Origin of the sequence: Poseidonibacter antarcticus (genome assembly GCF_003667345.1) — a bacterium.
In the GTDB taxonomy this organism is placed as follows: Bacteria; Campylobacterota; Campylobacteria; order Campylobacterales; family Arcobacteraceae; genus Poseidonibacter; species Poseidonibacter antarcticus.
Window position 1 is genome coordinate 15,921 of sequence record NZ_RCWF01000003.1, and the last position, 14,016, is coordinate 29,936.

Annotated in this window: 16 protein-coding genes; all 16 read left to right on the plus strand. The window is 26.7% G+C overall.

The window, feature by feature from the left end:
• The first annotated feature begins 91 nt into the window (after positions 1 to 91).
• Entirely contained in the window at positions 92 to 946 is an 855-nt protein-coding gene (locus D9T19_RS05040) for an NAD(P)-dependent oxidoreductase (RefSeq protein ID WP_121627133.1), read from the plus strand.
• Positions 947 to 1,339, plus strand: a complete 393-nt coding sequence (locus tag D9T19_RS05045; RefSeq protein WP_121627134.1) for a tautomerase family protein — start codon at positions 947 to 949, stop codon at positions 1,337 to 1,339.
• On the plus strand, positions 1,332 to 1,688 hold the full coding sequence (locus tag D9T19_RS05050) for a CidA/LrgA family protein (protein WP_121627135.1): 357 nt from the start codon (positions 1,332 to 1,334) through the stop codon (positions 1,686 to 1,688). The genes D9T19_RS05045 and D9T19_RS05050 overlap by 8 nt, the downstream gene beginning before the upstream one ends.
• Positions 1,678 to 2,394 carry an LrgB family protein gene (locus tag D9T19_RS05055; protein WP_121627136.1) on the plus strand — a complete coding sequence of 239 codons (717 nt, stop codon included), beginning with the start codon at positions 1,678 to 1,680 and terminating at the stop codon, positions 2,392 to 2,394. The genes D9T19_RS05050 and D9T19_RS05055 overlap by 11 nt, the downstream gene beginning before the upstream one ends.
• Position 2,395: 1 nt before the next feature.
• Complete coding sequence (locus D9T19_RS05060) at positions 2,396 to 3,076, plus strand: MOSC domain-containing protein (RefSeq protein ID WP_121627137.1); 681 nt, start codon at positions 2,396 to 2,398, stop codon at positions 3,074 to 3,076.
• 109 nt (positions 3,077 to 3,185) lie between these two features.
• On the plus strand, positions 3,186 to 3,497 hold the full coding sequence (locus D9T19_RS05065) for an ArsR/SmtB family transcription factor (protein ID WP_121627138.1): 312 nt from the start codon (positions 3,186 to 3,188) through the stop codon (positions 3,495 to 3,497).
• Positions 3,494 to 3,847 (plus strand): gamma-glutamylcyclotransferase family protein, encoded by a 354-nt coding sequence (locus D9T19_RS05070; protein ID WP_121627139.1) that lies wholly within the window; start codon positions 3,494 to 3,496, stop codon positions 3,845 to 3,847. The genes D9T19_RS05065 and D9T19_RS05070 overlap by 4 nt, the downstream gene beginning before the upstream one ends.
• 90 nt (positions 3,848 to 3,937) lie before the next feature.
• The gene (locus D9T19_RS05075) at positions 3,938 to 5,197 is read left to right on the plus strand and encodes an arsenic transporter (protein ID WP_121627140.1); all 1,260 of its coding nucleotides are present in this window, start codon (positions 3,938 to 3,940) and stop codon (positions 5,195 to 5,197) included.
• A 1-nt stretch (position 5,198) separates the two neighbouring features.
• Complete coding sequence (locus D9T19_RS05080) at positions 5,199 to 6,116, plus strand: MBL fold metallo-hydrolase (protein WP_121627141.1); 918 nt, start codon at positions 5,199 to 5,201, stop codon at positions 6,114 to 6,116.
• Between the two features lie 60 nt (positions 6,117 to 6,176).
• Positions 6,177 to 6,581 carry an arsenate reductase ArsC gene (locus D9T19_RS05085; RefSeq protein WP_121627142.1) on the plus strand — a complete coding sequence of 135 codons (405 nt, stop codon included), beginning with the start codon at positions 6,177 to 6,179 and terminating at the stop codon, positions 6,579 to 6,581.
• Positions 6,582 to 6,584: 3 nt separating this feature from the next.
• Positions 6,585 to 7,547: a permease gene (locus D9T19_RS05090; protein ID WP_121627143.1), complete on the plus strand. Its 963-nt coding sequence runs from the start codon at positions 6,585 to 6,587 to the stop codon at positions 7,545 to 7,547.
• A 33-nt stretch (positions 7,548 to 7,580) separates the two neighbouring features.
• Positions 7,581 to 7,808, plus strand: a complete 228-nt coding sequence (locus D9T19_RS05095) for a thioredoxin family protein (RefSeq protein WP_121627144.1) — start codon at positions 7,581 to 7,583, stop codon at positions 7,806 to 7,808.
• A 46-nt stretch (positions 7,809 to 7,854) separates the two neighbouring features.
• On the plus strand, positions 7,855 to 8,766 hold the full coding sequence (rarD, locus tag D9T19_RS05100; protein WP_121627145.1) for an EamA family transporter RarD: 912 nt from the start codon (positions 7,855 to 7,857) through the stop codon (positions 8,764 to 8,766).
• A gap of 76 nt (positions 8,767 to 8,842) precedes the next feature.
• A complete protein-coding gene (locus D9T19_RS05105) occupies positions 8,843 to 9,481 on the plus strand; it encodes a MerR family transcriptional regulator (RefSeq protein WP_121627146.1) in 639 nt (212 codons plus the stop codon).
• On the plus strand, positions 9,481 to 12,984 hold the full coding sequence (locus tag D9T19_RS05110; RefSeq protein WP_228197969.1) for an acyl-[ACP]--phospholipid O-acyltransferase: 3,504 nt from the start codon (positions 9,481 to 9,483) through the stop codon (positions 12,982 to 12,984). Before D9T19_RS05105 ends, D9T19_RS05110 begins: the two co-directional genes overlap by 1 nt.
• 106 nt (positions 12,985 to 13,090) lie before the next feature.
• On the plus strand, positions 13,091 to 13,948 hold the full coding sequence (locus tag D9T19_RS05115; protein ID WP_121627147.1) for a metal ABC transporter solute-binding protein, Zn/Mn family: 858 nt from the start codon (positions 13,091 to 13,093) through the stop codon (positions 13,946 to 13,948).
• Positions 13,949 to 14,016 lie beyond the last annotated feature (68 nt).

The window sequence follows — 14,016 nt, forward strand, 5'->3', positions numbered from 1 at the left end:
TTAATTTTAACGGCAAATTAACAAATATATAATTTGACAAATTAGTTATGCTTGATTATAATCATAGGAAAATATATTTTGGAGACTTTTTATGAAAATTGGATTTATAGGACTTGGAAATTTAGGTACAGCAATTGCTACAAGATTAAAGCAAGTTGGTGAAAATGTATTAACATATAATAGAACAAAACAAACAGCAATAGATAAAGGTTTTGATGTAGTAGATACTCCAAAAGAGTTACTAAAAACTTGTAATGTAATTTTTATGTGTTTATTTGATTCTCCTGCTGTTGACAATGTTTTTAATATGGAAAATGGACTTTTATGTGATGAATTAAAAGGTAAAACTATTATTGATTTAAGTACACATCATTATGAAGAAGTTTTAAAATTTCATGAATTATGTGAAAAAGCGGGTGCTAAATATTTAGAAAATCCAGTATTTGGAAGTGTTGCCCCTGCATTATCAGGAGCATTAACTTTGGTATCTTCTGGAAAACCAGAAGTTTTTGAAGAAGTAGAGCCATTACTTGAAAAACTTGGGAAAGAGATTTTCTTTTTAGAAAAACAAGGAAGTGCTACAAAAATGAAACTAATCAATAATCTTTGTCTAGGTTCATTTATGGCAACTATTGCTGAGTGTACATCATTGGCTGAAGCTTGTAGTATTCCTAAAGAAGAGGCTTTAAATATCTTAGGTGTTGGTGGTGGTTCTTCACTTGTTTTAAATGGGAAAAAACAAAAACTAATCAACGAAGATTTTTCTGCACATTTCTCAAATGATGCAATAAATAAAGATTTACATTTATTACAAGATTTAGCATATACACTTAAAAGACCTTTATATTCTGCTGCTATTCCAAAAGAGTTGTTTTCAAAAATGAAAATGAGAGGTGAAGGTAAAGAGGATTTTTCTTCTATTTACAAGTTATTCAAAGGAGAATAAATGCCACATTTACAATTTGAAATAAATAAAAGAATATCAAATGAAACAAAAAATAAGTTTGTTGATGAAATAAGAGATGTTTTTTCAAGCGTTATGGATACAGGAACTGATCATATTGCTATTAGTATTAGAGAGTATGAAAAATATAATCTTACAATTGGAAGAGCTAACCCTCTTGATGATATTTGTTTAATGAACCTTGATATTAGAGAAGGAAGAACTATTGAACAACGTCGTGAGATTGCCTTACGTTATATGGAAATAGTTCATACTTTATTTGAGATTGATTTAAAGAATCAATATATTACCTTTACTCAACACGGTGGTGAAGATTTTCACTTAATTGAGAAGTATTTAGGTTCATGGGAAAGAGGGGAAGATCCTCTTGCTTAAAGGAATTATTACACTTTTAATATTTCAATTCTTGGGTGAATGTATTTCAAAACTTTTTGAATTACTAGTTCCTGGTCCAGTAATTGGAATGGTTTTATTACTTATTTTTTTAATGATTAAGAAAAGTAGTTTTCCAAGTTTAGATTCAGCTGTATTCTTGCATTTAAGATATTTACCTCTTTTATTTATTCCAGCAGCTATGGGTATTATCACACAAATAGATGTTATTACAAGAGAATTTTGGGCAATTTTAATTTCTTTGGTAGTTGGTACATTGGTAGCTTTAGTTTTCGCATCGAAATTTATGGATTATTTAACACAAAAAGTAGAGGATAAAAATGAATTATAATGCATTATTAGAGTATATAAATCAAACACCCTTAACGTGGTTAGTAGTAACTTTGCTTTCATATAAATTAGGAATTATAATTTATGAGAAGTTTAATAAACATACTTTATTACAACCAATTATTACTTCATATATTATAATTTTATCATTGATTGTTTACACAAATACATCTTTTGAAGAGTATTTTAAAAGTGTTGAAATTATTCACTTCTTTTTAGGACCAGCAACGGTTGCATTGGCTCTTCCTTTGTATAATAATTTAAAGCATTTAAAAGCACTTTTTATTCCAATTGTTGCTACACTTTTTATAGCAGGTGTATTTTCAATCGTACTAGCAGTTGGTTTATTATGGGCTTTAGGAGCAGAACTTCCTACAATTTTATCAATGACAACAAAATCAATAACAGCACCAATTGCAGTAATTACTTCTGAACAAATAGGAGCAATACCTTCACTAGCAGTTGGTTTTGTGGTTATTACAGGGATGATTGGAGCAATTTTTGGTACAAGTATTTTTAAATTAATAAATGTAAAACGTGAAACTTCGCAAGGTTTTGCATTAGGTTTAGTATCACATGGAATAGGAACAGCAAGAGCAATTGAAATAGGTGAAAAAGCAGCAGCATTTTCAGCGCTTGCCATGGGACTTAGTGGAATTTTAACCGCAGTTTTTTTACCACTTATTATTCAAATGATTAATCCGTAAAATGAGATTAAGAATAAAGAATATTTATGTAGGAAGTGAAAAAACTTTCAAAAAAAGAGATACAAGTTTTAAAAGTAGCTATGAAAAACAAAAGATAAATGATGATATTTTTGTAACTACTTTAGGATTAAAAGCTGATACACAATCAGATAAAATATCTCACGGTGGAAAAGATAGAGCACTTTGTGTTTATACACAAGGTGCATATAATTTTTTTAAAGACAAATATAAACTAGATTTAAAAGAATGTGCTTTTGGTGAAAATATCATCTTAGAAAATTGTGATGATAGTGATATTTGTTTAGGGGATATTTTTACTTGTTCAAATGCAGTTTTAGAAGTATGCCAACCAAGACTCCCCTGTTGGAAAATATCTTTTATAAGTGAAATTAAAAATCTCACATCAATAGTTGTAAAAGAAGGGAAAACAGGATTTCAACTTCGAGTACTAAAAGAAGGGGAAATATCTAAAAATGATAAGTTTATTTTACAAGAAAGAAAATATCCAAATATCTCAATAGAGTTTATAAATAAATGCTTTTATAATGCCAAAGAAAACCAAGAAAATATTAGAAATATATTAAAAATAGAAGTATTGGCAAGTGCTTATAAAAAAACATTAGAAAAAAGATACTTGAATAAAAGTATTGGAATTACTAAATATCAAGAGGATAAGGTGTAAATGAGAATAATAAAATAATTCTTTCTTTTAAAAGAAAATAAATATACATCAAGATATATTGATATATAAAAAATATTATGATACACTTCCATAAATTATAAGGAAAAGCATGGATATATTTTTAAAATCTGTTTCAGCGTTAAATGATGAAACTAGAATAAAGTTAATTAAATTTATAAATATTCATGGCGAATGTTGTGTATGTGATTTAGAAAACTCTTTTGATATGATTCAATCTAGACTTTCAAGACATCTTAAAATATTAAAAGAAGCGGGATTTTTAAAAGTTGAGAGAGTAGGGCGTTGGGCTTATTATAGTCTTAGGTCTCCACTTGATGAGTTTAGACAAAGTTCTATAAAAGAGATAATGACATTAGAAATAGAACTACCAAATTTAATAAAGGCTTGTAATTCAAAATGACTGAAACACTTTTTGTATATGGTACTTTGATGCCAAATTGTCCAAATGCGTATTTTTTAGAAAATATAGTTGGTAAATTTGTTCCAGCAACTGTACAAGGGAAATTAGTAGATGCAGGTTGGTCTGCTAGTATGGGTTACCCTGGAATTAGACTTGATAAAAAAAGAGATACTATTCACGGGTTTCTATTTTATTCATCAAATTTAATAAATCATTGGGATAGTTTAGATGAGTTTGAAGGTGAAGAGTTTGTTAGAACTTCTGTAACAGTTGAGCGATATGATGAATTAGATGTTGATACATATATTTATATGTTAAAACCAGAAATTATAGGAATGGAAGAAAAGTAACTGAAAAGTTGCTTTTTTTTTATAAAATTACATCAAGATATATTAATATATTGATGTAACTAATACACAAAATACTTTTTAGGAAAAAATATGATATTAGCAAGTGCTATTTTTATTATTACATTAATTTTTGTAATATGGCAACCAAAAGATTTACAAATAGGAACAAGTGCTGTAATTGGTGCACTTATTGCATTGGTTTTAGGAGTTGTTTCTTTTTCAGATGTTTTAATCGTTACAAATATAGTTTGGGATGCAACACTTTCGTTTATAGGAATCATTATTTTATCACTTGTTTTAGATGAAATTGGATTTTTTGAATGGTGTGCTTTGAAAATGACAAAGTTTTCAAATGGCAATGGAATGAAAATGTTTGTTTATTCTATTTTATTAGGTGCTTTTGTTTCTGCATTATTTGCAAATGATGGAGCAGCACTTATTTTAACTCCAATTTTATTGGCTCAAATGAAAATATTAAAATTAAATTTAAAAACAATTATTGCATTTTTATTAGCAGGTGGATTTATTAGTGATAGTGCGTCTTTGCCTTTGGTATTTTCAAACCTTACAAATATTGTAACTGCAAACTATTTTAATATTGGATTTAGTGAATATATTTCAAATATGTTAATACCTTATATTGTAAGTGTATTTGCTTCAATTGTTTTTTTATGGATAATTTTAAGAAAAGATATTCCAAAACAAGTTGATATTTCTTTATTAAAAGACCCACAAAGTGCGATTAAAAACAAAACACTTTTTTATATTGCATGGATATTTTTAGCTGTTTTATTAGTAGGCTATTTCATTGGAGATATGTATGATTTACCTGTTTCAGTATTTGCATTGGGTGGAGGAATTATCTTCCTTATTATTGCAAGTATATTTAAAACTGTTGAACCTGTAAAAATTATAAAAGATGCACCTTGGCAAGTTGTATGGTTTAGTATTGGATTATATATTGTTGTTTATGGTTTAAAAAACGCAGGATTAACTGATTATTTAGCGGTGATTTTACAAGATTTAAGTCACAGAGGTGATGTTATTGCAATTGTAGGAACAGGTTTTTTAGCTGCAATTTTATCAGCAATTATGAATAATATGCCAACTGTTATGATTATGGATATAGCTTTACAAGATATTCCAAATCAAGCTTTGGCTTATGCGAATATTATCGGTTGTAATTTAGGACCTAAAATGACTCCATTTGGTTCATTAGCAACTCTTTTATGGTTACACGTTTTAGCAAAAAAAGGTGTAAATATTTCATTTGCTCAATATAGTAAATTTGGTTTAATCATTACTCCACCAGTATTATTAATAGTATTATTATCATTAGCATGGTTTTAAAATGAAAAAAATTATATTGATATGTATCTTGCCAATTCTTAGTTTATTTGCAAATAGTTATGATTTTAAAGCTGTAAAAGTTACTTCTAATATTGATTGTTTCATAGGTGATTTTAATCCACCTATGAAGAGTAATAAAGGTTTTGTATCAAATGTTTGTACTGTTGATATTGGAGATTCTATTGTAGTAATTGAAGCGGGTCCTACATATAATTTTGCAAAAGAGTTAAGTGAATTTATAAGTAAAAAACATAATAAAAAGATTTCTTATGTAATTGTGACAAATTTCCACGATGATAGATATACAGGTGCTTCTTTTTATAAAGAGAAAAAGATTCCAATTATTGCACATAAAACAGTAGTAAAAGAGTTAGAAGAAAATTCAGAAAAGTTTAATAGAATACCAAAAATCACGACAGAAGAGGAGTATTTAAATTCAAAAATAGTACAAGCAGATATTTTTACAGATGATAAATATATTATCAAAGGTAAAAATATAAATATTGAAGTTTTAAAACTAAGCAATTCATCAAATTCAGTTTCGGATATTGCAGTTTTCGTTCCTAGTGAAGATTTCATATTTGCAGGAAATATTGTATTTAATGGAAGAATGGTTAAGTTTGCAAAATATTCAAATCTTGATAATTGGATTAAAGCTTTAGAAAAATTAGAGTCTATGAATGTTAAATATGTAATGGGTGGACATGGAAAGCAGTTTGATAAAAACTCTTATAAACCAACATTGGAATATTTAAGAGTATTAAAAAATGATGTTTCAAAAGCTTATGATGATGAAATTCAAAGAGAGGATATTTATAAATATATAGATGATAAAAAGTTTTCATATTATAAACATTATAAACAAGTAGCCCCTGAAAATGCAAAAGAATATTATGATTTCCTTAAATGGGCTGAATAATATTTATTAATAAGAGTGATTTTAAAGTAACAAAATATATTAAATAAAAAGGATTAGAAAATGGAAAAGAAAGTTTTAATTTTATGTACAGGAAATTCTTGTAGAAGTATAGTTGCAGAAGCATTAATAAATGCAAAATTAGATGGTGTAGTAGCTGATTCTTCAGGTGTAAAAGCAAGTGGAAAAGTTAATCCAAATGCAAAGAAGTTATTAGAAGAAAAAGGTATTTGGAAAGATGAATATCATTCAAAAACTATTGACAAAGTTATAGATAATGCCTATGATTTAGTAGTTACAGTTTGTGATAATGCTCATGAAACTTGCCCAATGTTTCCAAAAGCTGTGAAAGTTATTCATATTAGCTTTGAAGATCCAGATGGAAAAGGTTTTGATGCATTTATTGATACATACAATGAAATTGAAGAAAAATTACTTCCAAAGGTAAAAGAAACGTTAGGAGTGTAAAAAATGTTTACATTATGGGAAAAACTTGTTGATTATTTAGTTTATGCTTTAATAGGATTAGATAAAACAACACATTTAGGACAAGCAATTCATTTTTTTATTTTTGATACAGTAAAAATATTTATATTGCTTATTGTTATTATTTATTTAGTTTCACTTTTAAGAAGCTATTTCCCAGTTGAGAAAGTAAGAGATTATCTACAAGGTAAGCATAAACTTTTGGGACATATTTTAGCAGCTTTTTTTGGAATGCTAACACCTTTTTGTTCGTGTAGTGCAATACCACTTTTCTTAGGTTTCTTACAAGCTAGGATTCCTTTAGGTGTTACATTTTCATATCTAATATCAGCACCACTTAGTGATGCTGTTGTTATTGCACTTTTATTTTCATTATTTGGATGGAAAATCACACTTTTATATGTAGCTTGTGCATTATTAATTGCAATTGTTGCAGGTTTGATTATTGGAAGTTTAAACTTAGAAAAAGAAGTACTTATAGATATAAAACCAGCAGCTTGTTGTAGTGGAAATGATTTAAATGAGATAAATAGTTTTAAAAATCATATGAATGAAGCTTGGGATGGAACTAGAGATATATTCACAAAAATTTATCTTTATGTTATTATCGGTATTGCAATTGGAGCGTTTATACATGGATTTGTTCCAGCTGAGACTATTGCTTATTATGCAGGTGGGGATTCTTGGTATACGCCTTTAATAGCTGTAGTTATGGGAATACCAATGTATTCAAATGCTGCTGGAATGATTCCATTAATTGAGGTTTTAACTTCAAAAGGAATGCTTCTTGGAACTGCTTTATCATTTATGATGGCAGTAGTTGCTCTTAGTCTACCTGAGGCAATGATTTTAAAAAGAGTATTATCTATGAAATTAATCGGAATATTCTTTGGTATCGTAGGAAGTGCTATTTTATTAGTTGGATATGCTTTTAATGCAATTTTATAAATAGTGTTAAAACAGTTATAAAAAGGAAAAATTATGAAAATTGAAATTTTAGGAACAGGTTGTTCAAAATGTAAAGCTTTAGAAGCAAATGCAAAAAAAGCTGTTGCTGATGCTGGAATATTTGCACAAGTTGAAAAAGTTGAAGATATAGTTAAAATTATGGATTATGGTGTTATGAGTACTCCTAGTCTTGTAATTAATGGTGAAGTTAAATCTACAGGTAAAGTTTTAAATGCAGAAGAGATAAAAGCTTTATTTTAAAATATTTTTGGCTATAGTTGAAAAAATTTAATATAAAGTAATTATTTTGAGTGAAAGCAAACTAGGTCAAATATATGGTATATTTGCATTCTTATTTTGGGGTGCAATTGCCCCTATTTATTTTAAAGAAGTTTCAAGTGTTGAACCTTTAGAAGTGTTGATTCATAGAATCATTTGGTCATTTGTTGTATTAGTTCCATTGTTATATCTTACTAAGCAAGTAGATGTTTATAAATTACTTATTAAAGATGTGCGGAAGTTGAAATATTTAGCTTTTTCAACACTTTTTATTTCTTTAAATTGGTTAATCTATATTTGGGCAGTTACAAATAATATGTTAATGGAAACTGCTCTTGGTTATTATATAAATCCTTTAGTAAATGTATTGTTAGGCTTTTTATTTTTTCAAGAAAGAATGAGTAAAAATCAATATTTTGCAATTTTTATTGCTTTTTGTGCAGTTTTATATCAATTAATTAGCTTAGGTTCTATTCCTATTGTTTCTTTATCTCTTGCTTTTTCTTTTGCTTTCTATGGAATGCTTAGAAAAAAAGTTAATGTAGGCTCAATTGTTGGACTATTTGTAGAAACATTAATAATGATGCCTTTTGCACTTATTGGAATATATTATCTTTATGCAAATGATTCTATTTCATTTCTAAATTCAAGTAATTATATAAATATTATGCTAACTCTTGGTGGTTTAATGACTATTATTCCTCTTCTTTTATTTAATGGAGCAGCCACAAGAATGAAACTTACAACTTTAGGTTTTTTACAATATATCGGACCTACTTGTGCTTTTTTACTTGCTGTTTTTGTTTATGATGAAGAGTTTAATTTTGATAAAATGATTACTTTTTCATTAATTTGGATAGCTTTAGTAATATTTTCAATAGACTCAATAAAAAAATATAGAAAAGAGAAAAAAGAAATAAAAATTAAAAGTAAAGAGTAGAACTCTTGACTTTTAAATAAAATTAATCTATACTTCCAAAAGTAAAGAGTTTAGCTCTTCACTTTAAGGAATAAGAATGAAAGTTATAGAAAATAAAAACTACTATAAAATGTCTGAATTAGTTGAGGTAAGTACTTTGAGTAATCATACAATCTCTTTTTATTATAAAAAAGGTTTATTACCAAATACTTTAAGTACTTCAAAGAATATGAAGTATTACCCTGAAATTACAATCACTGTTTTAAATATGATTAAATATTTTAAAGACAATCTTAACTTTTCTCTTGATTATATAAAAGAACTTTTTGATTATTATCAAATCAATTTTGAAAATAGAGCTGATTTGATATTACAATCAATTCAAATGTTATCAAGTGAAATAAAAAATCCAATTAATAAAAAAGACTTAGATATTGATATTTTAAATGAAGCAATTTCTTTAGATTTATTAGATGATAAAGAAGTATATTTTAAGACAGAAATTGAGGTTTTAAATGTATATAAACAATTAAGAGAATATGATATTTCAACTGATTTGATTAGTGAATATGTATCTACAAGTAAAAAACTTGCTATATTAGAAAGAAAATTGAGTACAAAAGTTTTAGAAAAAACTGGCTTTTTACCTGAGGTTTTAGTTCTTGATATTTTAAATGCATTTAAACCATATATTTTCAATCGTCATACAATTGAAGAATTTAAAAAGGCTTACTAATGAGTGCTATATTAGAAAGTATAAGTAAAATAAAAAACGTATCTACAATAAAACTAGCATTTTTATTTGTAGTGTTTTGTAATGCTCTTGTAGATGTTTCACATAAAGTTTTACTTCAAAATATTGCATTTAAAGTATTTGATGGGAGTGAACAAGTTATATGGATTTCTGTTATAAATTCTATGATAATTATTCCTTTTTTACTTTTATTTACGCTAAGTGGTTATTTATCTGATAAGTATAATAAAAAAACAATACTAATTTATGGTGCAGTTTCGTCTTTTTGTTTATCTGTTCTTATGATACTTGCATACTTAAGTGGAAACTTTTATTTTGCTATGATTTCTTTAGTTTTATTAGCTGTACAAAGTGCTATTTATTCTCCTGCAAAATTTGGCTTGATTTTGGATATTTATGGTAAAAAAAATCTAGCAAAAGGTAATTCCGCTTTACAAACAATTTCTATTCTTGCAATACTATTTGCAATAGGAATTACTTCTTATATTTTTGAGGGTTTTTATACTTCAAATAACTTAGATTTATTAAGTACAAAAGAAGAGTTACTTAGTCAAATACTTCCTTTAACATATTATATTTTACCTGTAGCTTTTTTAGAAATGATTGTTTCATTATTTATTCTAAAGAAAATAAGAACAGTATATAAAAAGAATGATCGTTTAGAATTAAATAAAAATGATTTACTAAAAGGAAAATTATTAGTAAAAAATATAAATACGATTTTTTCAAATAATATAATCTTTTTATCAATAATAGGACTTTCAATTTTTTGGGGAATATCACAAGCATTATTATCAGTATTTCCATCGTATGCAAAGCAGTATTTAGATATTACGGATGTATTTGTTATAAATGGTGTATTAGCATCTTCAGGAATTGGTATAGCTCTTGGTGCAATTATATATTCAAAAGTTTCAAAGCATTATATTGAAATAGGAACAATACCTATTGCTGCTTTTGGAATGGCTCTTATGATTTATATAGCTACTATTGTACAAACACCTTTTTTACTTATTATGTCATTTTTATTATTTGGTGTTTTTGGAGGATTATTTGTAGTTCCGCTAAATGCTTTAATACAATTTAATGCAAATAAAAAGATTTTAGGAACTATTCTAGCTGGGAATAATTGGTTTAATTCTTTAGCAATGTTTATAATGTTAAGTATGACAACAATAGTATCATTTTTTGCACTTGATCCTTTAAATACAATATATATAATCCTTGCAATTACATTTATAGGTTCTATGTATACAGTTGTAAAATTTCCTCAATCTATGCTTTTATTATTCGTAAAACTTATTGTTGGATTAAAGTATAAATTAGAAGTAAATGGCGTTAAAAACATTCCTTCAAATAAAGGTGTTTTATTATTAGGAAATCACGTTTCATGGATTGATTGGGCAGTTATTTTAATGTCTGTTCCAAGAGAAGTAAAATTTGTTATGGAAAAATCTATTTATAATAAATGGTATCTAAAATGGTTACTAAAAATGTTTAATGCAATTCCAATTTCAGGAGCTTCAAGTAAAACTACAATGCAAACAGTTGCAAAAGAGTTAGACGCTGGAAATATTGTAGTTTTATTTCCAGAAGGGAATATCACAAGAAATGGACATTTAGGGGAATTTAAAAGAGGTTTTGAATTAATATTAAGACAAACAAATAATGATGTAAGTGTTGTATCTTTTTATATTAGAGGTTTATGGGAGTCTATGTTTAGTAGAGCAAGTAATAAACTAAAAAGAACTTATAGAACAAATACCGTTACTGTTTCTTTCTCAAAAGTTATGAATAAAGAAAATGCAAATGTTGCAAGTATCAAACAAGAAGTTATTGCCTTATCTACAAAATCTTGGAGAGAGCATATCAAAAATTTAGGAACACTAAGTGAGACTATTTTTGATAAGTTAAAAGAAGTATCAGATGAAATGATAATAGCAGATTCTACAGGTATAGAATTAAGTGGGAACAAGTTTCTAACAGCATCAATTCTTTTTAAAAATTTACTAGAAAAAAAAGTAAAAGGTCAAAATATTGGACTTCTAATTCCATCAAGTGCAGCGGGAGCTTTTATAAATAATTCAGTATTAATGATGGGAAAAACAGCTGTAAATTTAAACTATACAGCTCAAATAGATTCACTAAAACTAGCAGTAGAAAAAGCAGAAATAAAAACTATTATTGCATCTTCAAAATTTGTAGAGAAACTAAAAGCAAAAGGTATAGATATTTCTTCATTGTTAGATTTAGTTGAGGTTATATATTTAGAAGATATTAAAAAAGATATAAGTAAAGTTAGTGGATTATTAACTTTATTATCTGTTAAATATTTACCAAGTTTTTTACTTAAAGCTATACACATAAAGAAAATAAAAAAAGATGATACTGTACTTATTTTATTCTCTTCAGGAAGTGAAGGAACACCTAAAGGTGTTGAATTAAGTAGTGATAATGTATTAGGTAATTCACAGCAAATCGCAAATGTTTTAAATGTAAATGATGATGATGTTTTTGTAGGTTCTCTTCCTACTTTCCATGCTTTTGGAATAGTTGTAACAACATTTCTCCCTTTAATTGAAGGAATTAAAACTGTTGCACATCCAGATCCCACTGATGGTTTAGGATTAGGTAAATTAATCTATAAATATAAAGCAACAATTTTAACAGGAACATCAACATTTTTTAGACTTTATACAAAAAATAGAAAAGTAAATCCTTTAATGTTTGAAAGCTTAAGAATAATAGTAGCAGGTGCAGAGAAATTAAGAGAAGATGTACGAAGTGATTTTAAGAAGAAATTTGGAAAAGATATTTTAGAAGGTTTTGGAACAACAGAAACAACACCTGTAACTTCTTGTAATTTACCTGATGTTTTAACACCTGATTTTACTGTACAAAAAGGAAGTAAAATAGGAACAGTAGGAATGGCACTTCCTGGAACATTAATAAAAATCACAGATCCAGTAACTTTTGAAGAGTTAGAAATAGGGGAAGAAGGAATGGTTCTAATCTCTGGTATTCAAGTAATGAAAGGATATTTAAAAGATGAGAAAAAAACAAAAGAAGTTCTAAAAGAAATAAATGGACGAACTTTTTATATAACAGGAGATAAAGGAAAGCTAGATAGTGATGGTTTTTTAACTATTGTTGATAGATATTCAAGATTTGCAAAATTAGGCGGAGAAATGGTTAGTTTAAGTGCTATTGAAAATCTAATATCAAAAATTATAAAACTAGATGAAGATTCCTTAACAGATTATATAGCAACTTCAATAGAAGATGAAAAAAAAGGTGAAAAAATCATACTTTTAATATCAAATGTTGATGATGAGTTTATTGAAGATTTAAAAGAAAAGATTATTTCTGCATTTGATAATAATCTAATGATTCCAAGTATTATAAAAATAGTTGATGAAATCCCAAAACTAGGGACTGGTAAAAGAGATTTTAAAGGAGCTAAACTCTTAGCTCAAAGTGTTTAAATTATACTCATTATTAATAGGAGTTAAATGCAACTAAGTTGCATTTAATCCAATATTTTATATTATCTCTTTAATTGCAACTAGCTTGCATATAGAAAGGAAATAAATGAAATATCTACTAATCATATCAATTTTTGCAAATTATCTTTTTGCTCAAATTAATATCGCAGTTAGTTTGTTACCTCAAAAAACTTTTGTTGAAAAAATAGCAGGGAATAAAGCTAATGTTATTGCAATGGTTCAACCAGGAAGTAATCCACACTCATACGAACCAAAACCGTCACAATTAAGAGAACTTTCTAAAGTACAGATTTATTTTCCAATACATATTGGTTTTGAAAATGTATGGTTAGAAAAATTTGCTACACAAAATAAAAATATGAAAATTGTTTCTATGACAAAAGGTGTAAAGTATATTCTTATGAAAAAACATAAGCGTAAAAATGCGGAGCATAGTCATGATAAAAAAACTTATGTAAAACCAGATCCTCATACTTGGACAAGTACTTTAAATGTAAAGATTATGGCAAAAAATATTTATAATGAATTAATAAAAATTGATTCAAAAAATAAAGATTTTTATAAGAAAAATTTCTTAGCATTTTTAGATGAAATAAACTCAACAGATAAAAAAATTAGAGAATTACTATTAAATGTACCAAGTGATTCAAAATTTATGGTTTTCCATCCTTCATGGGGATATTTTGCAAGGGATTTCGGATTAAGTCAATTTCCAATAGAAATAGAAGGAAAAGAGCCAAAACCAAAAGTACTTTTAGAATTAATAAAAAAAGCTGAAGAAGAAAATATAAAAGCTATTTTTACACAAAGTGAATTTTCAGATAAAAGTGCAAAAAGTCTTGCTAAAGAATTAAAAATAAAAGTAATAAAAGAATCAACACTTAGTAAAGATTGGTCACAAAATCTTATAAATATGGCAACTGCAATTGCCAATAATAAGTAAAAAGTAGACTTAAATAAAAAAATTTTAAGTTTATTAATATTCTTGACTTATTATGTACTTGTTTAAAA

What these genes read in the sequence shown, in the direction of transcription:
- D9T19_RS05095 (WP_121627144.1), top strand. Translation starts at nt 7,581, where the DNA reads ATGAAAATTGAAATTTTAGGAACAGGTTGTTCAAAATGTAAAGCTTTA.
- D9T19_RS05045 (WP_121627134.1), top strand. Translation starts at nt 947, where the DNA reads ATGCCACATTTACAATTTGAAATAAATAAAAGAATATCAAATGAAACA.
- D9T19_RS05060 (WP_121627137.1), top strand. Translation starts at nt 2,396, where the DNA reads ATGAGATTAAGAATAAAGAATATTTATGTAGGAAGTGAAAAAACTTTC.
- D9T19_RS05065 (WP_121627138.1), top strand. Translation starts at nt 3,186, where the DNA reads ATGGATATATTTTTAAAATCTGTTTCAGCGTTAAATGATGAAACTAGA.
- D9T19_RS05090 (WP_121627143.1), top strand. Translation starts at nt 6,585, where the DNA reads ATGTTTACATTATGGGAAAAACTTGTTGATTATTTAGTTTATGCTTTA.
- D9T19_RS05115 (WP_121627147.1), top strand. Translation starts at nt 13,091, where the DNA reads ATGAAATATCTACTAATCATATCAATTTTTGCAAATTATCTTTTTGCT.
- D9T19_RS05075 (WP_121627140.1), top strand. Translation starts at nt 3,938, where the DNA reads ATGATATTAGCAAGTGCTATTTTTATTATTACATTAATTTTTGTAATA.
- D9T19_RS05070 (WP_121627139.1), top strand. Translation starts at nt 3,494, where the DNA reads ATGACTGAAACACTTTTTGTATATGGTACTTTGATGCCAAATTGTCCA.
- D9T19_RS05040 (WP_121627133.1), top strand. Translation starts at nt 92, where the DNA reads ATGAAAATTGGATTTATAGGACTTGGAAATTTAGGTACAGCAATTGCT.
- D9T19_RS05110 (WP_228197969.1), top strand. Translation starts at nt 9,481, where the DNA reads ATGAGTGCTATATTAGAAAGTATAAGTAAAATAAAAAACGTATCTACA.
- D9T19_RS05080 (WP_121627141.1), top strand. Translation starts at nt 5,199, where the DNA reads ATGAAAAAAATTATATTGATATGTATCTTGCCAATTCTTAGTTTATTT.
- D9T19_RS05085 (WP_121627142.1), top strand. Translation starts at nt 6,177, where the DNA reads ATGGAAAAGAAAGTTTTAATTTTATGTACAGGAAATTCTTGTAGAAGT.
- D9T19_RS05105 (WP_121627146.1), top strand. Translation starts at nt 8,843, where the DNA reads ATGAAAGTTATAGAAAATAAAAACTACTATAAAATGTCTGAATTAGTT.
- D9T19_RS05055 (WP_121627136.1), top strand. Translation starts at nt 1,678, where the DNA reads ATGAATTATAATGCATTATTAGAGTATATAAATCAAACACCCTTAACG.